The 19,219-nt window shown below is 72.5% G+C and carries 19 protein-coding genes, 1 tRNA gene and 1 pseudogene; 7 read left to right on the forward strand and 14 right to left on the reverse strand.

The window, feature by feature from the left end:
• The first annotated feature begins 4 nt into the window (after window positions 1-4).
• Both BJ979_RS17965 and BJ979_RS17970 read left to right on the forward strand, forming a co-directional pair.
• Window positions 5-490: a DNA glycosylase AlkZ-like family protein gene (locus BJ979_RS17965; RefSeq protein WP_179569134.1), complete on the forward strand. Its 486-nt coding sequence runs from the start codon at window positions 5-7 to the stop codon at window positions 488-490.
• Window positions 463-1,101 (forward strand): annotated as a pseudogene (locus BJ979_RS17970) (DNA glycosylase AlkZ-like family protein); the annotation flags it as partial. The gene BJ979_RS17965 and the pseudogene BJ979_RS17970, both read left to right, overlap by 28 nt.
• Window positions 1,102-1,149: 48 nt before the next feature.
• On the opposite strand, the gene BJ979_RS15040 reads toward BJ979_RS17970, so the two are convergent.
• A complete protein-coding gene (locus BJ979_RS15040; RefSeq protein WP_179569136.1) occupies window positions 1,150-1,632 on the reverse strand; it encodes a hypothetical protein in 483 nt (160 codons plus the stop codon).
• A gap of 153 nt (window positions 1,633-1,785) precedes the next feature.
• Here BJ979_RS15040 and BJ979_RS15045 point away from each other — a divergent pair, with 153 nt between their 5' ends.
• A complete protein-coding gene (locus BJ979_RS15045) occupies window positions 1,786-2,601 on the forward strand; it encodes a UbiA family prenyltransferase (protein WP_179569138.1) in 816 nt (271 codons plus the stop codon).
• 46 nt (window positions 2,602-2,647) lie between these two features.
• Here BJ979_RS15045 and BJ979_RS15050 read toward each other — a convergent pair whose 3' ends face one another.
• From BJ979_RS15050 to BJ979_RS15060, 3 genes are read right to left on the reverse strand one after another with little or no spacing between them, the layout of a single operon-like run.
• Window positions 2,648-4,042, reverse strand: coding sequence for an MFS transporter (locus tag BJ979_RS15050; protein ID WP_179569140.1), 1,395 nt, complete (start codon window positions 4,040-4,042; stop codon window positions 2,648-2,650).
• Window positions 4,039-4,794, reverse strand: a complete 756-nt coding sequence (locus BJ979_RS15055) for an esterase/lipase family protein (protein WP_179569142.1) — start codon at window positions 4,792-4,794, stop codon at window positions 4,039-4,041. Before BJ979_RS15055 ends, BJ979_RS15050 begins: the two co-directional genes overlap by 4 nt.
• Entirely contained in the window at window positions 4,791-5,762 is a 972-nt protein-coding gene (locus BJ979_RS15060) for an alpha/beta fold hydrolase (protein WP_179569144.1), read from the reverse strand. The genes BJ979_RS15055 and BJ979_RS15060 overlap by 4 nt, the downstream gene beginning before the upstream one ends.
• Window positions 5,763-5,859: 97 nt before the next feature.
• On the opposite strand from BJ979_RS15060, the gene BJ979_RS15065 reads away from it, so the two are divergent.
• Entirely contained in the window at window positions 5,860-7,092 is a 1,233-nt protein-coding gene (locus BJ979_RS15065) for an FAD-binding protein (protein ID WP_343046726.1), read from the forward strand.
• 30 nt (window positions 7,093-7,122) lie between these two features.
• On the opposite strand, the gene BJ979_RS15070 is transcribed toward BJ979_RS15065, so the two are convergent.
• Complete coding sequence (locus tag BJ979_RS15070) at window positions 7,123-8,268, reverse strand: LLM class flavin-dependent oxidoreductase (RefSeq protein ID WP_179569148.1); 1,146 nt, start codon at window positions 8,266-8,268, stop codon at window positions 7,123-7,125.
• A 121-nt stretch (window positions 8,269-8,389) separates the two neighbouring features.
• On the opposite strand from BJ979_RS15070, the gene BJ979_RS15075 reads away from it, so the two are divergent.
• The 3 genes from BJ979_RS15075 to BJ979_RS15085 all read left to right on the forward strand — a co-directional run bounded on the left by BJ979_RS15075 (window position 8,390) and on the right by BJ979_RS15085 (window position 10,548).
• Entirely contained in the window at window positions 8,390-9,145 is a 756-nt protein-coding gene (locus BJ979_RS15075) for a DUF1353 domain-containing protein (protein WP_179569150.1), read from the forward strand.
• A 200-nt stretch (window positions 9,146-9,345) separates the two neighbouring features.
• Entirely contained in the window at window positions 9,346-10,035 is a 690-nt protein-coding gene (locus BJ979_RS15080; protein ID WP_343046727.1) for an endonuclease/exonuclease/phosphatase family protein, read from the forward strand.
• A 33-nt stretch (window positions 10,036-10,068) separates the two neighbouring features.
• Complete coding sequence (locus tag BJ979_RS15085; protein ID WP_179569152.1) at window positions 10,069-10,548, forward strand: NUDIX hydrolase; 480 nt, start codon at window positions 10,069-10,071, stop codon at window positions 10,546-10,548.
• Window positions 10,549-10,553: 5 nt separating this feature from the next.
• Here the strand turns inward: BJ979_RS15085 and BJ979_RS15090 are convergent, their stop codons facing one another.
• The 9 genes from BJ979_RS15090 to nadD form a co-directional block, all read right to left on the reverse strand.
• The gene (locus BJ979_RS15090; protein WP_179569154.1) at window positions 10,554-10,910 is read right to left on the reverse strand and encodes an iron chaperone; all 357 of its coding nucleotides are present in this window, start codon (window positions 10,908-10,910) and stop codon (window positions 10,554-10,556) included.
• Window positions 10,911-10,938: 28 nt separating this feature from the next.
• The gene (locus BJ979_RS15095) at window positions 10,939-12,258 is read right to left on the reverse strand and encodes a glycoside hydrolase family 26 protein (protein WP_343046728.1); all 1,320 of its coding nucleotides are present in this window, start codon (window positions 12,256-12,258) and stop codon (window positions 10,939-10,941) included.
• A gap of 16 nt (window positions 12,259-12,274) precedes the next feature.
• On the reverse strand, window positions 12,275-12,622 hold the full coding sequence (locus tag BJ979_RS15100; RefSeq protein WP_179569156.1) for an STAS domain-containing protein: 348 nt from the start codon (window positions 12,620-12,622) through the stop codon (window positions 12,275-12,277).
• 164 nt (window positions 12,623-12,786) lie between these two features.
• The gene (locus BJ979_RS15105; RefSeq protein ID WP_179569158.1) at window positions 12,787-14,709 is read right to left on the reverse strand and encodes a glycosyltransferase family 2 protein; all 1,923 of its coding nucleotides are present in this window, start codon (window positions 14,707-14,709) and stop codon (window positions 12,787-12,789) included.
• Window positions 14,710-15,072: 363 nt separating this feature from the next.
• Window positions 15,073-15,145, reverse strand: a tRNA-Ala gene (locus tag BJ979_RS15110).
• A 134-nt stretch (window positions 15,146-15,279) separates the two neighbouring features.
• Window positions 15,280-15,657, reverse strand: a complete 378-nt coding sequence (locus BJ979_RS15115; RefSeq protein ID WP_179569160.1) for a TFIIB-type zinc ribbon-containing protein — start codon at window positions 15,655-15,657, stop codon at window positions 15,280-15,282.
• 97 nt (window positions 15,658-15,754) lie between these two features.
• Complete coding sequence (gene rsfS, locus BJ979_RS15120) at window positions 15,755-16,135, reverse strand: ribosome silencing factor (protein ID WP_179569162.1); 381 nt, start codon at window positions 16,133-16,135, stop codon at window positions 15,755-15,757.
• Window positions 16,136-16,196: 61 nt separating this feature from the next.
• Complete coding sequence (locus BJ979_RS15125) at window positions 16,197-18,617, reverse strand: hypothetical protein (protein ID WP_179569164.1); 2,421 nt, start codon at window positions 18,615-18,617, stop codon at window positions 16,197-16,199.
• Window positions 18,614-19,216, reverse strand: coding sequence for a nicotinate-nucleotide adenylyltransferase (gene nadD / locus BJ979_RS15130; RefSeq protein WP_179569166.1), 603 nt, complete (start codon window positions 19,214-19,216; stop codon window positions 18,614-18,616). The genes BJ979_RS15125 and nadD overlap by 4 nt, the downstream gene beginning before the upstream one ends.
• Window positions 19,217-19,219: the final 3 nt, after the last annotated feature.

The following is a 19,219-nucleotide window of genomic DNA, read 5'->3' on the forward strand; positions in this document are numbered from 1 at the left end:
CCGCATGCCCGCCGCGTCCGTCACCGCCGATCGCCGCCGCGTCGCCCAGCTGCGCGAGACCGCGCTCGGCTTGGCGCATCCTCGTGACGGCATCGCCGCCGCCGAGGTCGCCCGCGACCTGCTCGCGCTGCAGGCGCAGGATCTGCCGGGCGCGCTCTGGTCGCTCGGCCAGCGCGGCGGACTGACCGCCGAGCAGGTGCTCGACGCCCAGCGCTCGGGCGCACTCGTGCGCAGCTGGCCGATGCGCGGCACGCTGCATCTGCTGCACCGTGACGACCTGCGCTGGACGCTGCACCTCACGGGTGAGCGGCAGCACGCCTCGGCCGCGGCGCGGCACCGCGAGCTGGACCTCGACGAGCCGCAGTTCGCCCGCGCCGCCGCCATCGTGCGCGACCGGACGGGCGGCGGCGCTCGTCTCGACCGCGCCGAGCTGCTGACCGCGCTGGTGGAGGGCGGGGTGCCGACCGACGGGCAGCGCGGCGGCATCTGATCGGCGCGCTCGCGCGGCGGCTCGTCGTGGTGCTGACCGGACCGACGGAGTTCGCGCTCGTCGACGATGTGGCGCCGGCCGAGGAGCCCCTCGAGAAGCCGGCGGCGCTCGCGCGGCTGGCCGAGCGCTACTTCGACGGGCACGGCCCCGCCGACGAGCGCGACCTCGCCTGGTGGGCGGGCGTGACGCTCGGCGACGCGCGCGCCGGGATCGCGGCGGTGCGCGAGCGACTGGAGGAGCACGAGATCGGCGGGCGCATCCTCTTCTCCCGGCCCGGACTCGAGGCGGCCGCGCCCGCCGTGCGCCTGCTGCCCGGATTCGACGAGCTGCTGCTCGGCTACACCGATCGCACCGCGACGCTGCATGAGCTGCCGCTGGAGGCAGTGGTGCCCGGGAAGAACGGGATGTTCCTGCCGACCGTCGTCGTCGACGGCCGCATCGTCGCGACCTGGAAGCGCACGGTCGGCGCGAAGCGCGTGAGCATCGCGGTCACACCGTTCGCCCGCATCCCCGTCGCCAGGCAGCCCGCGCTGCGGCGGGCCGCGCGGGAGTACGTCGCGCACCTCGGGCGTCCGGTCGATCAGCTGGAGCTGACGATCGCCGACGCCTGATCGTCACGGCCGCGAGGGACCGCCCCGGCGCTGCGGGCGCCGCCCGGATCAGGCGGGGATGTGGTCGAGCCAGCTCAGGCTCGCGAACTCCTCGATCGTGATGCCGAGCTTGTCGAGGTCGGCCGCCACCTCGCGACGCAGCTCGGCGATCTCGACCCCCTCGCGCACGAGAAGGTCGACGCCGGCGGGCGTGACCGCCGAGCGCTCGAAGCGCAGGGCGAGGATGTCGCCGTCGATTCCGGTGACGGACCAGCGGCTGCTGAGCAGGCCGAGCAGCCCCTTGCCGCGCCACACGAATCCCTCGCCGCGGGCGCGGTCGGTGCCGTTGATCGTGCGCGCGACATCCTTTCCCGCGTCGCGGTAGTGCACGGTGTCGCGGAAGCGCAGCGGTTCGCTCGACAGCAGCTCGTACTCGAAGACCGGATCCTGATTCTCGGCCTTGAGCCACATCGGGAAGTTGGTGGCGCGGAGCGTCCAGCGCCCGGGCAGGGCGTCCGCCAGCTCGGCGGCGGTGGGCGCGTCGGTCGTCATCGGGTTCAGCGTAGTGGGGGCTGCCTGTGCGACAGGTGAAGTCGCGCTCCGGGCGCGCCGACCGCCGGCTGAATCCGGCGACGGCCTCCGAGCCGACCGATCGGCGACCGCCTCGGCCCGTGTCCGGTCACGGCGCCCGCCTACCCTGGCGAGGTGAACCCCGTCGTCGCGCTGCTGCGCTCGAGCCATCCGGGCCCGACCCTCGTGGTGACAGCGCTCGGCACCGGGCTCGCCGTCGCCGCCGGAGCGACCCCGGCGGCAGTGCTGCTCGTCGCTGCTGCGGTGCTGACGAACCAGCTGTCGATCGGCATCGCGAACGACATGGTGGATGCGCCGCGCGACCTCGCCGCCGGTCGCCGTGACAAGCCGATCGCCGCCGGCCTCGTGGCTCGTCGCACCGCGCTGATCGCCGCCCTCGCGCTCGCCGTCGCGTCGCTCGCGATCGCCGCGGCGCTCTCCCCCGTCGCACTGATCGCCGACGCCCTGCTGCTCGTCGGCGGCTGGCTCTACGACCTGGCGCTCAAGGCGACCCCGGCATCCGCCCTCTGCTACCTCGTGGGCTTCGCGGCGCTGCCGAGCATCGCGACCGGCGCCCTCGCCGAGCCGAGGATCGCGGGTCTCGGCGCGACGGTCGCGGCGGCGCTGCTCGGGCTGGCCGCTCATCTGGCGAACGTGCTGCCCGACCTCGACGACGACCGGGCGGCCGGCGTGCGCGGGCTCCCCCAGCGGCTCGGACGCGCGGGCTGCCTGGTGGGATGCGCCGTGCTGCTGCCGGCGACCGGCGTCGCCCTCGCGCTCGGGGCGGGCGGGCATCCGCTCGCTCTCGTGGCGGCGGCCGTCGCGGCGCTCGCGGCGCCCGCGGTCGTGCTCGTGGGACGGCGCAGCGGGCGCGGGGCCTTCCGGATCGTGATGAGCGTCGCGCTCGTGCTGGTGCTCGCCCTCGTGCTCGCCGGCGGCGCGCTGCTCTGACCAGCCCGCGGCGCCGCCCGGCCGGCTCGGCCGGCTGATCGGCGACTCAGCCCTTCTCGGGCGGCGCCGCGATGTCGACCGCGACCGGCCGGTGGTCGCGGATGCCGATGAACGACACGATGCCGCCGATCACGAGCAGCACCGCCGAGACGATCACCCCGCGCCGGAAGCCGTCGTAGTCGAGCTCGCCGCCGATGATGGCCGCGAGCATCGCGATCACCACCAGCCCGGCGACGCGCGAGATCGCGTTGTTGACGGCGGAGGCGATGCCCGAGCGCGCCGGCTCGATCGCGCCGAGCACGGCGGAGGTGAGCGGCGAGACGGTCAGGGTGAGTCCGATGCCGAAGACGAGCACGCCGGGCAGCAGCTGCAGCCAGTAGTCGCGGCCGAACTCGAAGTCGCGGCCGAGCATGAGATAGAGCAGCACGCCGATGCCCATGACGATCGGGCCGATCGTCATGAACAGCCGGGAGCCCCATCTGCCGGCGAGCGCTCCGACGCGCGAGCTCAGCCCGATCATCACGAAGGTCGCGGGCAGCGAGGCGAGACCGGCGAGCGTCGCCGCGACGCCGGCGCCCTGCTGCAGGTAGACGCCCAGCACGAAGCCGCTCAGCGACAGCGCCGCGTAGATGAAGACCGTGGCGATGTTGCCCCAGGCGAAGTCGCGCACCCGGAACAGCGCCGGCGGCAGCATCGGCTCGCGGGCGCGCAGCTGGTGCACGAGGAACACGACCGAGGCGACCACGCCGACGCCGCCGGTGATCCAGATGACCGGGCTGCCCCATCCCAGATTCGGCTGCTCGATCAGGGCGTAGACGAGCCCGGCGAGGCCGACCGTGCCCAGCACGGCGCCCGCGATGTCGATGTGGGCGTCGGGTCGGCGCTCGTCGCGGTGATGCAGCCGGGCGATGAGCACGAGCACCACCGTGATCGGCAGCACGTTGATGAGGAAGGCGAAGCGCCAGCTGAGCAGGTCGACGAAGACACCGCCGACGACCGGGCCGGCGATGGAGGCGACGGTCGTGAGGCCGGTCCAGATGCCGATCGCGCGCGCCTGCAGCGCGCCGCTGAAGTTCGAGGTGATGAGCGCCAGCGAGCTCGGCACCAGCAGCGCCCCGCCGACGCCCTGCACGGCACGCGCGACGATGAGGAACTCGGGGCTCGGCGCCGCCGCGATGCCGACCGAGGAGGCGCCGAAGACGATGAGACCGACCACGAGCACGCGGATGCGGCCGTAGACGTCGCTGACCGAGCCGGCGACGAGGATGAGCGCGCCGAGCGTGATCAGGTACGCGTCGACCATCCACTGCTGGGTCGCGAGACCGCCGCCGAGCTCGCGCTGGATCGCGGGCAGCGCGACATTGACGACGGTCGCGTCGAGGAACGACACGAACGAGGCGAGAGCCGCGATGGCGAGGATCAGCCGCTGCTCGCGGGTCATGGTGTCGCGCCTTCCGGCGTCGTCGCGTCGGCCGCCGGCGCGTCCACCGCCTCCACCACGGCGCGGATGCCGCGCTCGTCGTAGAGCGGCTGGAAGTGCCCCGCCAGCCGCAGCGGAACGTTGACGGCGCCCTCGAGGTAGCTGCCGTCGGGCACATGCGGGTCGACGATCGGGTAGATCGAGGTGATGCGGGCGTTCACGCGGGATTCCGCGGCGAGCGCGGTCAGCAGCGGATGCCCGATGCGGAACTCGCGCAGCGCCCGGTTGGGCAGCAGGCGCGCCATCCGCGATCCCCCGAAGGGACTCGCCACGGTCACCAGCCGGTCGATGCGCTGCTCGGTGTCGTCGATCGCGAGCAGGTGCTTGCCGATGATGCCGCCCTTCGAGTGGGCGACGAGGATGACGTCGCGCAGGTCGCGCTCGACGATCTCGTGCCAGACCTGCGCGGCCGTCGCCGGGATCGGCCCCGCGTTGTCGCGCAGCGCGGCGAGCGCGACGATCGGGTGCCCGGCGCGCGACAGCCGTTCGGCGATCGGCTTCATGTACGCCCAGGTCTCGTAGACGCCCGGGATGAGCACGACCGGCGCCCTGTCGCCGGCGCTCCACGACTCCGGGATGACGGCGCGGCGGCCGGTCACGAGCAGGCGCAGTGCCCAGGGGTAGTCGCGCAGCAGGAAGCGCACGCGGCGGCCGGTCGACGCGTCGACGGGGTGCAGCGGGGCCGGGATGCTCGGCTCCGCCTGCTCGGTCACTCGGCCCACTCCGCGATGTGCACCGCGATCCGCTTCGGATCGGAGTGCATGATGACGTGCGGCCCGCGCACGCTGCGGAACTCGCCGTCGCGCAGCCCCTCGGCGAACTTCTGGCCCCACTCCTCGCTGACGATCACATCCTTGTCGCCGCAGATCACGAGCACCCTCGCCTGCAGCTCGGGCATGCGGATCTCGGGCTCGTCGGAGAGCAGGTGCGGCGCCTGGGCGAGCATGTAGCGCAGGCCGCAGCGCAGCAGGTAGTCGGTGAAGGCGATGCCGAACACGACCGGACCCTCGAGCGGGGCGTCGGCCATCAGGCTGCCGGCGGCGCGCAGGAAGCGGCGGCGCGTCGGCTCGAGGGTGGGCGCCATGAGCACGATGCGCTCGGCGACGTCGGGATGCCGCTGCGCCAGCAGCGCGACCACGTTCGAGCCCATCGAGTGCCCGACCACGATCGGCGGACCGGCGGCGGGCCAGCGCTCGGCGACCTCGGCGATCACGGTGCCCAGTGCATCCGCGTGGTCCGCGAGCCCGACGTCGCGCCGCGGGTTCGGCGAGGCGCCGTAGCCGGGCAGGTCGACGAGGTAGACGCGGCCGATCTTCGCGAGCTCGGCGGCGAGCGGCTGGTAGTAGCGCGACGAGACGCCGAGGCCGTGCACGAGCACGAACACCGGCGCCGTGGCGTCGTCGACGCCCTCCTTGACCGGGAAGCGCTTGAGCACGACCGTGAGGTCGGCGTGGGCGATGCGGCTCGTGAAGAAGGTGGCGCCGTGGTAGCGGCGGGTGCGGTAGAGCGACTCCTCGGCGGCCCCGCGGCGTCCGCGGCGCTTCCACCGTCGGGGCCGGCGGGTCGGCGACGGGCTCTGCGCCGGCTGCGTCGACTGGGGCTGCACGGGGTGCTGCTCCGGCGCGAGCTGCGATTCGGGGAGCGGCTGCTGATCCCGCTCCTCGGGCGCCGACGTGGTCATGGATTCACTGTAGGGCGGCAGGCGGATGCGGCGCGGGCGACGGCGTCCCCGGCGAGCGCCGCGGCGCGCCTCGAAGCCGGTTGCCTACGCTGGGCCCGTGGCAGATGAACTGAACTGGGGACGCAACCTCGTCTACTCCGCCCGGGAGCTGCACCGCCCGACCTCGGTCGAGCAGCTGCGCGGCATCGTCGCCGCGAGCCGCGGACTGCGCCCGCTCGGCACGCGGCACAGCTTCAGCGCGATCGCCGACACGACCGGAGACCTGGTCGACATGACGCACCTGCCGCGCGTCTTCGAGCTCGACCCCGATGCGCAGACGGTGACCGTGGATGCAGGCATCCGCTACGGCGAGCTGGCGCCGCGCCTGCACGACGAGGGCTTCGCCCTGCAGAACCTGGGCTCGCTGCCGCACATCTCGGTGGGCGGGGCCACGGCGACCGGCACGCACGGCTCGGGGGATGCGAACCCGCCGCTGTCGGCATCGGTGAGCGCCGTCGAGCTCGTGACCGCCGACGGCGGCACCGCGCGGCTCGCCCGCGGCGACGACGGCTTCGACGGCGCGGTCGTCTCACTCGGCGCCCTCGGCCTCGTGACGCGGCTGACCCTCGACCTCGTGCCGACCTTCGAGGTGCGGCAGGACCGCTACGCCACGCTCGCCTGGGGTGATGTGCTCGACCGTCTCGACGAGCTGTTCGGCGCCGCGTACAGCGTGTGCGGCTTCACGACCTGGGCGGGCGACGACTTCGGCGAGGTGCTGCTGAAGTCGACCGAGCGCGAACTGCCCGAAGAGCTGCTCGGCGCCCGTCGGGTGCCCGTCGTCGCGGCGAAGCCGGGCGAGGACCCGGGCAAGTCGACCGAGGTCGGCGGCGTGCCCGGGCCGTGGCACCTGCGGCTGCCGCACTTCCGGCTGGATGCGGTGCCGAGCGTCGGCGACGAGCTGCAGTCGGAGTGGTTCGTGCCGCGCGCGCGGGCCCGTGAGGCGCTCGAGCTGCTGCGCGAGCTGGCCGACGACATCCAGCCCCACCTGCACGCGACCGAGCTGCGCACGACCGCCGCCGAGACGCAGTGGCTGAGCGGCGCCTCCGACGCCGAGACACTGACGATCGGCTTCACCTGGAAGCACCACCCGGCCGAGGTCGGTCGCCTCATCCCGCGCGTGGAGGAGCGCCTGGTGTCGCTCGGCGGCCGCCCGCACTGGGGCAAGCTGACCGCCGAGCGGAACCTCGAGCCGCTCTATCCGCACCTCGACGACTGGCGCGCGCTCGCCGACCGCTTCGACCCGCGCGGCAAGCTGCGCAATCGCTGGCTCGACGAGCGCCTGTTCAGCTGAACCGGCGCGCGTGACGCACGGCGCCGGGCGTCAGGACGCGGCGGGCGCCTCGCCGAGGATCGCCCGCACGCGCGGCACGACCTCCTCGCCGTAGAGGCGCACGGCCTCGAGCAGGTGGCGGTTCGGGATCGGACCCGAGGTGTACTTCAGATCGAAGCGCTGGATGCCGAGGCCCTGCACGGTCGCCGCGATCTTCGTCGCGACGGTCTCGGGCGATCCGACGTAGAGCGATCCGCCCTCGATCTCGCCCTCGAAGTGCTCGCGGGTGATCGGCGGCCAGCCGCGCTCGGCGCCGATGCGCGCGTTCATGACCTGGTAGTGCGGCCAGAAGATCTCCCGCGCCTGGTCGTCGGTCTCGGCGATGAAGCCGGGCGAGTGCACACCGATCGGCAGGGCCGGCACCTCGAGCTGCGTCTGTGCGCGGCGGTAGAGGTCGGCGTAGGGCTTGAAGCGCAGCGGCTCGCCGCCGATGATCGCGAGCATGAGCGGCAGGTTGTAGCGGGCCGCGCGCACGACCGATTCCGGGCTGCCGCCGACGCCGATCCAGGTGGGGATGCGGCCGCTCTCGGTCTTGGGGAAGACCTCCTGGTCGGCGAGCGGCGGGCGCACGGTGCCGCTCCAGGTGACGGGGCCCTCCTCGAGCAGGTGGGCGAAGAGGTCGAGCTTCTCCTCGAACAGCACGTTGTAGTCGCTGAGCGGGAAGCCGAAGAGCGGGAACGACTCGGTGAAGGAGCCGCGACCCAGCTGCACCTCGGCGCGGCCGTTCGACAGCGCATCCACCGTCGCGAAGCGCTCGAAGACGCGCACCGGCTCGTCGGAGCTCAGCACGGTCACCCCGCTCGCCAGGGTGATGCGCTCGGTGCGCGCGGCGATCGCGGCGAGCACGACCTCGGGCGCGGTGACCGCGAAGTCGTCGCGGTGGTGCTCGCCGATCGCGATCGCGTCGACGCCGACCCGGTCGGCGAGCACGGCCTGCTCGACGACGTCGCGGATCACCTGCGCGTGCGGCACCGGGTTGCCGTCGTCGTCGCTCGAGACGTCGCCGAAGGTGCCGAGGCCGAAGCGCACGGGGCCGAGACCCTCCGTGCCCGAGTCGGCGGCGGTTGCGGCGGCGGTCGCGGCCGGGTCGGTCGAGGCGGGGGTGCTGGGGCTGCTGTCGGCGGTGCTGTCGCTCATGATGACTCCATCTTCATGCGTTTGCATTGATCGGCACAACCCGGATCCGGGCGACGTCATTCCCGCCTCCGCGTCGTCGGCATCCGCTAGAACGGAGACGCCCGCACGAACGGAGTGTGCCATGCCCTTCGTCGATCTCGACGGCCGACCGCTCGACCGCGTGCCGCTGCTCTACCGCGGCGGCCGCGACTTCCAGCTCGAGGCGGGCTTCGCCTGGATCGATCCGCAGGACGGCACACGCCACGAGGTCGCGCCGCACGACACGAGCCGCCCGGCGAGCGATCCGCAGAACGGCACCGACCTCGCGTCCGTGCCCCCGTTCCTCTGGGGCCTTGTCGCGAGCTACGGCCGGCAGACGCTCCCCGCGATCCTGCACGACCGGCTCGTGGATGCCGTCGACACCGCCGTCGACACCGCCGGCCGCCCGGCGAGTCCTGTCGAGCGGATGCGGCGTCGCGACCGCGCCGACGGCGTCTTCCGCCGCGCGCTCGAGGAGGCCGGGCTGCCGCGGTCGAGGGCGACCGTCATGTGGAGCGCGGTGCGGGTCGAAGGCTACTGGCGGCATCGCCGCGGTCTCGGCGCGCTGCTGGTCGCGCAGCTCGTGCTCGGCGTCGTCGCGGTCGTGGCCGGCGTCGTGCTCGGCGTGGTCGCACATCCGCTCGCCCTCCTCCTGCTGCTCGCACCGGCGCCGTTCGCGCTCGCCTGGCGTCGGCAGGCGCGGTTCGTGCTGCCCGCCGCCTACCTCGCTGCGCTCTACTCGCCGCTCGTGATCGCCGCGGCCGCCGCCTCGGCCGTCGAGTACCTCGTCGCGCTGCTGCTCTGGCTCGCCGGCGGCCGCACCGGCTCCACGCCACGCCCGGGCCCGACCCTGCGCTGAGACGACGGCCGCCCCTGAGATCCCGCTATGCCCGGGCGGTCAACCGCCTGGACGCCGCATGGGACTCCCCCTCGCTCGCGGGTACGCGGTCTAGCGTCGAAACACGACAGAATGAACCGAGCTTCCGGCCACGGGACTCCGAACCCCTGGGGTGCTCCCCCGGTTCCCCCGCGACCGCCACCGATCGAAAGAGCCTCTCCGTGCCGTCTGAACTGCGCATCGGCAGCTACAACCTCTGGAAGAACGCCGCCGCCCACGAGCTCGAGCAGCTCGCGATCGAGCACGAGCTCGACGTGCTCTGCCTGCAGGAGTGCGACAGCACCAAGTTGCCGGTCACGATCGGCCCGCTGCAGCGGGCCGCCTCGACCGAGCGCAACCGTCTCGGCCTCGCGATCTACCACCGCGAGGAGGCGTTCTCGGCCCTCGAGACCGCGGTCTTCACCCTGCCGAAGTCGTTCCACGACTACCTCATGTCGCCCGGCGAGGAGCGCCTCCTGGCGATCAAGCTCGTCGACCGCGCGACCGACGAGGAGGTCGTGGTCGCCTCGTTCCACGCGGCGCCGCTGACGACCATGAACTCGGCCCGCCGCCGCCAGATCAAGCTGTCGCACCAGCTGCTCGCCGAGTGGGCGCCCGAGATCCCGATGCTCATGGTCGGCGACTACAACTACCCGCTGTTCCACGGCGGACTGCAGAAGCAGATCGACCGCTCGGGTCACGAGCTCACCTTCAGCGACTCGCACACCTACAAGCGCTACCGCTACATCCGCGGTCACTTCGACTTCGTCACCTCGCTCAAGATGACGATCGCGAGCGTCGCGACGCTCCCGAAGGGCGCGAGCGACCACATGCCGATCCTGGTGAAGGCGACGGCGCTCGGCGCCGTCTGACGCCAGCGGGTCGGATCGGACCGGATCGCGCCGATGAAGAGCGCCGGGCTCCTGCTGCACCGCGATCGCGGCGCGGCAGCGGGTGCGGGGCTCGAGGTCTGGATCGCGCACATGGGCGGGCCGTTCTGGGCTCGCAAACAGCAGCACGCGTGGTCGATCCCCAAGGGCGAGTTCGGCGACGACGAGGAGCCGCTCGTCGCGGCGCTGCGCGAGTTCGCCGAGGAGGTCGGGGTGCCCGCCCCGACCGCTGACTACGTGCTGCTCGGTGAGTTCCGGCAGCGCTCGGGCAAGGTCGTCACGGTGTTCGCCGGCGACGCGCCGGAGTTCGAGGTGGATGCGGTGCGCAGCAACACCTTCGAACTGGAGTGGCCGCCGCACTCGGGTCGGATGCAGCGGTTCCCCGAGATCGACGAGGGCCACTGGATGCCGATCGACGCGGCACGACCGCTGCTCGTCACCGGCCAGGTGGCGGCGCTCGACGCCCTTGTGGAGCGCCTCTCCGCCTCCGCCTAGCCCTCTCAGCTCTTCTGACGGGCGGCGACCAGCGCGGCGATGCGGTCGACGAGCTCCCACGGCATCGGCTCGCGGAACGGGAACCGCACCGTGTCCTTCGCGTGCCGGTAGGGCCCGACCTCCGCCTCGAAGTCGTCGTCGCCGCGCGGCACCGGGTAGATGCCGACGTGCTTCGCCCAGGCCCCGAAGTACATCCGGTAGCCGTTCGGCAGCTCGAAGGTCGGCATGCCGTACTTGATCGTCTCCCCCGCGCCGGGCACGGCCGCGTGGATGCGCTCGCGCAGCTGCTGCAGCAGCGGGCGCACCTCCGCCGGGCGCTCGGCGATGTAGGCGTCGATGTCGGGCTTCGCTGCCGCGGTCATGCCCGCAGTGTAGGCGGCGTCGGCGAGATCAGCACCCCCGCACATCCTCGGCGTACTCGAACCAGCCGGGCAGCGCTTTCCGGAACGCGGAGCGGGTCGCCGTGCTGCTCGCCGCACGCCAGTCGACCCTGTCGTCGATCTCGACCTCGACCTTGCTCCACTCGAACCAGTTGATCATCTTGAGCTGTGGGAAGCGGGTCGGGATGTCGGCGGCGAACACCTGATCCCACCAGGCGCTCTTCACGGCGATCTCGCTCGAGCTGCCGGGCTCGTCGCGGCGCGAGGGCGTGTAGATCGCGGCCGTCTCGGGGATCGCGACCGGGTGCCCGTGATCGACGCCGTACTCCTGGTAGAAGTCGGGCACGGCCGAGTCGTCGCCGGCGGTGCCGACGTAGGTGCCGGTCAGCATGTCCTCGAACTTGTGCGGCTCGGCGATGTCGTTGTCACCCCACGGCCGCTGGTTGCCCCAGTGGTAGAGCGAGATGCCGACCCAGTCGACCGCGGCATCCCCTGGGTAGTAGGGGGCGTAGCTGTCGTCGGCCATCGTGAGCGCGCCGTCGCCGTCGGTGTCGAGGTCGGCGAAGTCCGCCGTGCCGGGCTCGGCGGCGAACTGACCGCCGGTGAAGGGGTAGCCGCCGCCGTAGTTCGGGGCCCACATCATCGAGCTCAGCGGAGCCCGCTCGTGCACGGCCTGCGCGACGCGGCGGAAGGTCTCGATGTAGAGCTCGGGCTGCTGCCCCCAGGCGTACCAGGAGCCGTTCATCTCGTGGGCGAAGCGCACGATCACGGGCACGCCCTCGGCGTTGATGTCGCGCAGATCTTTCGCGAGGCGCTGGATGACCGTGTCGCTCAGCGTCGACAGCCCGCCGTGCGGCTCGAGCGTCAGCAGCAGGATGCCGCCGTTGGCCTTGACCTGCTCGACCGCGCCGAGGGTGTGACTCCAGGTCTCGCGGTCGTAGGGGATGTCGCTGAACTGCACCGACACCGCCGCATTGTGGCCGATGTTCTCCGCGTGCTCGGCGAGCGTCTCGCTGTCCCAGTCGAGGTTGACGCCGAACAGCACTCCCTTCTTCGGCACCAGCGCCTCGCGATCGCCGACCAGGCACGAGCCGATGCTCGAGGCGGGCGCGACGGCCTGCGAGGCGATCTGGTTCGAGCCGACCGCGACGCCGCCGGCGACCAGCGCCATGATCACGAGCGGCACCAGCAGGCTGGGGCGTCGTCGGCGCTTCGGGTGCCCGACGAATCCCTGGTCGAATGCCTGCTGGGGGTCGGATGACGCGTCGACCTCCGACTGCTCGATGTTCACCGGCTGCTCGTCGCCGGTGGCGTCGCGGCCTCTCGACACGTCCGTCGGCTCCGGCTCAGGCGAGGCCGGCGAGGGCATGGGCCCGGCCGCGGTAGACGGCGACGATCGTGGTGAGCTGCAGGGCGGCACGGGCCGTCGCGAGGCCGGCGGAGTCGCCGATCACGCGCAGGTCGCCGCCGGCGACGCGGGCGATGCGCAGCAGCTCGAGCAGGCCGGCGATGCCGGCGGCGGTGACGCGCTCAGCGGCGGTCACGTCGATGAGCACGACGGCGGGGCCGTCCTGCTGGGCGGCGATCACGTGAGAGCGCAGCCGCAGCACGGCGGCGGCGTCGAGCGGGCCGGTGACCTCGAGGTCGATGGCGGCGGGAGCGATGGTCGGCGCGGGGACGGTGAGCAGCGACACGGGGTTCTCCTGGGGGTTCGGCGGTGCGGGGGTAGTGCCGTGGAGGGAGTGCGGGGGTGCGGTGGATCGGGAGGCGGTCTGCGGTTCGGGAGGTGCGGGACCGGGTGAAGCGGGATCGGATGAAACGGGTTCAGGAGGCGCAGGTTCGAGCGGGACGTGCGAGGTCAGTCGGAGGCGACCGGCAGGGCGGGAGTCCGACGCGCATCATCGCCGGCGACGAGAGCGACGACGCGACGCAGCTCGTCCCCCGGCGGCAGCGGGTCGACGACCGCGGGCGAGGGTCCGCGGTAGCGGGCGGCCCGGACCAGCGCGCCGAGCAGGGCGAAGTCGAGGCCGACCCAGAGCAGGGTCAGCCCGGTCGCGATGAGCGGCGCCTCGCCGGTCGCCGCCCGCACCACGCCGATCACCGTGGCGATCGCGAGCAGCGCCATCGCGGCGAGCTGCGGCCAGATCGCCCGGTAGTCGGCGCCGCCGTCGCCCTGCTTCTCTTTCGCCGTGACCGAGAAGGAGAGGTGCTTGCCCAGCAGCGAGGCGGCGGCGCCCGAGAGCGTGGCCGAGATCCAGGTCGGGAACAGCGCGAACGACATCTGCTGACCCCGCCACAGCCCGCCGGCGCCGCGCCCGGCGACCTGGAACAGCAGCTGGCAGAGCAGGAACATCGGCGCGAAGTAGAGCACGAAGACGCCGGCGTCGGCGGCGAGCGGGAACACGCCCGTCGTGAGGAACACGATCGGCGCCGCGAGGTAGACGAGGGCCGCGACGCCGCCCAGGTAGCTCGTCATCGTCGCCAGGTACATGAGTCGCTGCGCGAAGCTCAGCCCGCGCAGCAGCAGCGGGTTCTCGGCGAAGAAGACCTGCATCGAGCCGGATGCCCAGCGCTTGCGCTGGGTGAGCATCGTGCGCACGTCCTCGGGCGCGAGCCCGTGCACGAGCACCTCGTGGTGGTAGACGCTCGTCCAGCCCATCGCGTGCAGGTGCATCGCGGTCGCCATGTCCTCGGTGATGCTCGAGGTGTCGAGCGCGTGCACGGCGATCGCCTGATCGGTGCGGGCGACCTCGACCGACTCGACCACCGCATCCAGCTCGCTGATCACTGCCGGCATCGCCTCGGTGTCGCTGTCGATGACAGCCGAGCGGATGCCGCGCTGCAGCTCCCATGAGATCTCGCTGAGCACCTCGCCGGTGCGGTGCTGGCGTTCGGCGACGGCGAGCGCGTCGAGCGCGGACTCGAGGATCGGCAGCTGGGCGGGGTCGCGCAGCGCGAGTCGGCTCTGCAGGTCGATCAGGCGCGAGCGGGCGCGGCGCAGCGCCTGGCGCATGCGGCCGCGGGCCCCGCGCGAGAAGCGGGTGAGCCCGAGCGCCATGATCGCCTCGCGGCGCAGCACGGCGTTCGATCCGCAGAAGAAGGCCGCGCCCCAGCCGTCTTTGCCCTGCTGGATCGGACCGTAGAACAGCTCGGCGCGGCTGCCGAGCGGGTCGGCGGGGTCGACGTTCCAGAAGCTCTGCGGCGTCTGCACGAAGGCGACGGCCTCGTCGTCGAAGTAGCCGAGCACCCGATCGAGGAACCGCGGCTCGGGCACCTGGTCGGCATCGAGGATCGCGATGAAGTCGCCCGCCGTGCCGTACAGGGCGTTGTTGATGTTGCCGGCCTTGGCGAAGCGCTGCCGCCCCTGCCACTCGGGTCCGCGCGTGATGTACCCGACGCCGATCTCGGCCGCCGCCCGCCGGAAGTCAGGCCGGTCGCCGTCGTCGAGGATGTAGGTCTCGTGCGGGTAGTCGAGGTCGCGGGCGTGGATGGCCGTGTTGAGCACGAGTTCGAGCGGCTCGTTGTAGGTCGTGATGAACACGTCGACGCTGAGGCCGGGCCGGGCCGGCGGCGCGGTCGGACGGCGCTTCGCGTTCCACATCGTGAGCGCGTAGAGCACCGACTCGCCGAGGCTGTAGGTCTCGGCGACCACGAGCGGCACGCCGATCCACCACACCGGCCACGGCACGGTCGCGCCCCAGCGCCAGCCGAGGTAGACGAGGCCGAAGGCGACGACGAGCACGGCGAGGATGCGCACCGCGACGAGGTGCCGCGGGCTCATCGGAGGGCTCCGGGCGTCGGTCGGACACTGCCGATGACGTCATCGTCGGCCGCGTCAGCATCGGCCTGACGGGGTCGGTGCGGGTCGTCCGGGTACGCGGGAATGCAGGGCGTCGCGGGCATGGGGGTATCCGCTCGAGCGTGGGGAGACTCGGGGTGCGCGAGGTTCGGGTTGCGCGGGCACGGCGTCGTCGGCGCGACGGCCCGGGGAGAGGCCGACGTGGGTAGCGTGCGTGCAGTGTAGGCAGACGCGAGCATCCTGCAGGTTTCCGTGACGTAAAACGTCGGCGACGATATGCACTCGACGGAAACACGAAAGCCCCGCTCGAGGCGGGGCTTCGGGTGGTGCTTTCGGCTGTTTCGGTGGACCTGAGGGGATTCGAACCCCTGACCCCCTGCATGCCATGCAGGTGCGCTACCAACTGCGCCACAGGCCCGTGGCCCCGTGCGGGGCAACCCTTGAAGCTTACAACAGATCTGAGCGGGCGATGACCACCCCGTGAACAGGACGCGGGTGGATGCGACGCCATCGGCGCATCCACCCGGCCCTGATCAGGGGCTTCGCCGGCGCTCAGTCGTCGAAGAGCTCGGAGAGCCAGTTCTTCTTCTTGCGCTGCGGCTGCTGGCCGCCGTAGCGCGGGTCGTAGCCGCGGTTGTCATAGCGACGATCGTCGCGTCGATCGTCGTAGCGTCGGTCATAGCCGGCGTCGTAGCGCGGATCGTAGGCGGGCTGAGCCACCGGGATCTGCTGCACCGGCGCCACCGGAGTGACGGGTGCGACCGGAGTCGCTGCCGCGGGCGTGGCGGGCGCCTCGGGTGTGGCGCGCTCGATGATCTTGTCGAGCTCGCCGCGATCGAGCCAGACACCGCGACAGTCGGGGCAGTAGTCGATCTCGATCCCGTTGCGCTCGCTCATCACGAGCGTGGTCTCGTCGTTCGGGCATCTCATGCCCTCACCCTCGCCGATCCGCTTGTGGATCGGCACAGTTACTGCAGTGGGTGCAGTTCGCGCGGCGTGCTCGCGCGAACCAGGAGCACCGCGCGGCTCAGGCCGTGCGCTCGCCGTGCTCCGGCAGATCGAGCGCGATCGCCGGGCAGTCCTTCCACAGGCGCTCGAGCGAGTAGTACGAGCGGTCCTCCTCGTGAAAGACGTGCACGACCAGATCGCCGAAGTCGATCAGCACCCAGCGGCCCTCGGAGCGACCCTCGCGGCGCAGCGGCTTCGCGCCCGCCTCGATGAGCTTGTCTTCGACCTCGGAGGCGATCGCGAGCACGTTGCGCTCGTTGCGCCCGGTCGCGAGCAGGAACACGTCGGTCAGCGGCAGCGGGCCGGTGACATCCAGCGCGACCAGATCTTCAGCCTGCTTGTCGTCGGCCGCGAGGGCGGCGATGCGCAGAAGCTCGAGGGCACGGTCGGATGCGGTCACGGATACCTCAGGGTGGTGGTGGATGTGCGGGGTGCGAGCGCGCAGCGGGTCACGCGCGAGCTCAGAACTGGCCCGTGACGAGGCTGAAGACCAGCACGCCGGCGACGAGCACGGCGAGCGAGGCGCTCGCGATGATCAGCACCGTCAGCGTGCGGTTGCCGCGGGGCTTCGGGTTCGACATCATGCCGCGCGTCGACGTGTGCGTGCTGACCGCGCGGATCGCGCGCACCGGCTGCGAGTCGGTCGACGCGACCTGGTGGTCGCCCGGGTCGAGCTCGTGGTCGAGCGCCGACTCGTCGAGCTGAGTGGGGTGCGCCCCGGTCGACGAGAGGCTGCGGGGCAGGTCGATCGACCCTGTGATGATGATCTCGCCGGTGGTCGTGAGCGGACCCGCGAGCTCCGGCTGCGGGATCGACGGCAGCACGAGCGCGTTGGTCGTGACCACGCCGTGGCCGCCGATGACGTCGCGGCTCGCGACGAAGTCGCCGTGCGCATCCTGATCGGTGTCCGACCAGTGCGTCGCCGTCGAGGGCTCGTCGACCGGCGGAAGCGGCTCGGCCCGCAGCGGCGTGACGTCGACGACGACCGGGTGGGCCTCGACCGGAGCGTCGGCCGGTGCGGGCTCGACGATGATCTCATCGGCGTCGTCGGCCTCGCCCTGCTGCGGAGGCTCGGGCGCACGCCAGGCCGAGGGGGCCGGCATATCGACGCGGTCGGAGACCGACGGCGCGGCGCCGAGGTACGACGCGGGATCGCCGTTCGGCTCCGCGGGTGCGGCACCGGGAGGCGGCAGGTCGCTGAGCGAGGGCAGCTGCGGCTCGTCGCCGGCAGGCTCGGATTCCTCGGCGGCGGCGATCTCGTCGGTGACGGAGGGCACGTCGGCGGGAGTCTCGTCGACCTCCGCGTCGGCAGCGTCGTCGGTTTCGGCGGGAGCGTCGGCCTCGGCGGGAGCGTCGTCGGCGACGATCCGCTCGGGAGCGTCGTCGGCGGCGGGCTCGGCATCCTCGGCGGCGAGCTCGGCGTCGGCGTCGTTCGAATCGGCCTCAGCCTCACGCCCGACAGCGGTCTCGTCGGCAGCATCGGCGTCAGCGGTGTCGGCGCCATCGGCCCGGCTCGACTCGTCGGAGGCAGCCTCATCGCTCGGGGCGGACTCCGCCTCGGCCTCGGAATCGGGAGTCTCGACGGCTTCCGACTCGTCCGTGACGGCGGCGGTCTCGTCCGCCGGCGCATCCTCGGCGGCGTCCTCGCTCGCGGCGGGCGGCGGCGTCGGGGCGCCGAACAGCAGCTCGTCGATGCTCGGGGCTGCGGGGGCGGCCGGGGCGTCGGAGCCGCTGAGCAGCTGGTCGAAGACCGAGCCCTCTCCGGCGGCATCCGGGCTCCAGCGCGCCGGTGCCGGCGGCTCGACGAGCTCGACCGGCTCCGGCGGAGCGGAGATGAACGGGGTGGACGGCGCGGTCGGCTCGACCGACTCCGCCGCGGCGGCGTGGGTCTCGGCCTCATCCGTCGACAGGTCGACGGCGGCATCCGCCTCGTCGGCCTCCGTGGACTCGGGGGCAGCGGCGTCGTCCGCGACCGGGGTCTCAGGCGCGGCGTCGGCGGATTCGACCGACTCGGCCGGAGTGCCGACCTCGGCATCCACCGCACCCTCGGCGAGGAAGGACTCCTCTTCGGCGAGCTCGTCGGCATCCGCCTCGGCCGGCTCGTCCGAGGCGGGCGACACCGCATCCGGAACGTCCGTGAAGACGGGAGCCCACTCGGGGCGCTCGGTCGCGGGACGGTCGATCGGCGCGGGCTCGTCGACCGACTCGGCCGGGGGCGCCTCAGCGGGCTCGCCCTTGCCCGGGCGCTCCTGCGGGAGCCCGGTGATCGAGGTCACGAAGATGTCGGGCGCCGGCACACCGGTCTTCGCGGCCTCGGCGGCGCGGGCCTCGCGCAGGGCGCGCAGCTCACGGCGCGTCATCGTGCGCTCGCCGTTGAAGATCGGGATCGACTCCGTGATGGGCGGCGGCTCGTTCACGCCCGACTCGGCGGCCGGCGGGATGACCTCGTCGCGACGCGCGGTCTGGTAGTCGAGCTCGCCGTGCTCATCGGCCTGACCCTGCGCGGCCTGGTCGGCGGTCGAGGAGAAGGGATTACGCGTCTGCGTGTAGGCGGGCGCCCACGACGGCACTCCGGTGCGCCCCTCGGGGCTGAAGTCGCGCGGGCGGTAGCCCGGGCCATCCACCTGCTCGATCGCCTCGGTCGGCGGCAGCTGGTCGTCGTCGCGACGGGGGCGGAAGGCGCCGCCGTCGGAGCCGCCGCGCTCCTGCGTGATGTAGCTGAGCGGCTCGGCCGGTCCGCGAGGCGACAGCGGGGTCGCGCGCGGGGCGTCAGCGGAGTCGTCGTTCTGGCCGTCGCCGGAGTCGGCACGGCTCGGGTCGGCACCGTGCGCCTCGTTGCGGAGACGCCGACGCGACCACTGCTGGTCGTCGGGTTCGGTCATGTCTCACTCCGGTAGAGATGGTGCTTGGAGATGTACTGGACGACCCCGTCGGGAACCAGATACCAGACGGGGTGTCCCCGCCCCACTCGTGCGCGGCAGTCCGTCGACGAGATGGCCAGCGCCGGTATTTCCAGAGAGCTTACGCCGTGCTTCGGCAATCCGCGAATGCTCAGCTGGTGCCCCGGGCGCGAGACGGCGACGAAATGCGCCAGCTCCCACAGCTCGTCGTGGTCCTTCCACTCGAGGATCTGCGCGACCGCGTCAGCCCCCGTGATGAAGAAGAGATCGGCGTCGGGGTGCTCGTCGCGCACGTCCCGCAGGGTGTCGATCGTGTAGGTCGGACCGTGCCGGTCGATGTCGACGCGGCTGACCGTGAAGTCGGGGTTGGATGCGGTGGCGACCACCGTCATCAGGTAGCGGTCCTCGGCGCGCGAGACCTCGCTCTTCATCCACGGCTGTCCGGTCGGCACGAAGACGACCTCGTCGAGATCGAAGTGCTGCTTGACCTCGCTCGCCGCCACGAGGTGACCGTGATGGATCGGGTCGAAGGTGCCGCCCATCACGCCGATCCGCCGGCGCCGCGGCTCGGATGCCGTCATGCG

It is taken from the genome of Schumannella luteola (genome assembly GCF_013408685.1).
Lineage (GTDB): Bacteria > Actinomycetota > Actinomycetes > Actinomycetales > Microbacteriaceae > Schumannella > Schumannella luteola.

Excerpts from the sequence above, each read along its gene's own strand:
- BJ979_RS15050 (WP_179569140.1), bottom strand. The coding sequence starts at position 4,042 with ATGACCCGCGAGCAGCGGCTGATCCTCGCCATCGCGGCTCTCGCCTCG.
- BJ979_RS15090 (WP_179569154.1), bottom strand. The coding sequence starts at position 10,910 with ATGACCGCGGCAGCGAAGCCCGACATCGACGCCTACATCGCCGAGCGC.
- BJ979_RS15105 (WP_179569158.1), bottom strand. The coding sequence starts at position 14,709 with ATGAGCCCGCGGCACCTCGTCGCGGTGCGCATCCTCGCCGTGCTCGTC.
- BJ979_RS15040 (WP_179569136.1), bottom strand. The coding sequence starts at position 1,632 with ATGACGACCGACGCGCCCACCGCCGCCGAGCTGGCGGACGCCCTGCCC.
- nadD (WP_179569166.1), bottom strand. The coding sequence starts at position 19,216 with ATGACGGCATCCGAGCCGCGGCGCCGGCGGATCGGCGTGATGGGCGGC.
- BJ979_RS17965 (WP_179569134.1), top strand. The coding sequence starts at position 5 with ATGCCCGCCGCGTCCGTCACCGCCGATCGCCGCCGCGTCGCCCAGCTG.
- BJ979_RS15115 (WP_179569160.1), bottom strand. The coding sequence starts at position 15,657 with ATGAGATGCCCGAACGACGAGACCACGCTCGTGATGAGCGAGCGCAAC.
- BJ979_RS15070 (WP_179569148.1), bottom strand. The coding sequence starts at position 8,268 with ATGAGCGACAGCACCGCCGACAGCAGCCCCAGCACCCCCGCCTCGACC.
- BJ979_RS15060 (WP_179569144.1), bottom strand. The coding sequence starts at position 5,762 with ATGACCACGTCGGCGCCCGAGGAGCGGGATCAGCAGCCGCTCCCCGAA.
- BJ979_RS15085 (WP_179569152.1), top strand. The coding sequence starts at position 10,069 with ATGAAGAGCGCCGGGCTCCTGCTGCACCGCGATCGCGGCGCGGCAGCG.
- BJ979_RS15075 (WP_179569150.1), top strand. The coding sequence starts at position 8,390 with ATGCCCTTCGTCGATCTCGACGGCCGACCGCTCGACCGCGTGCCGCTG.
- BJ979_RS15125 (WP_179569164.1), bottom strand. The coding sequence starts at position 18,617 with ATGACCGAACCCGACGACCAGCAGTGGTCGCGTCGGCGTCTCCGCAAC.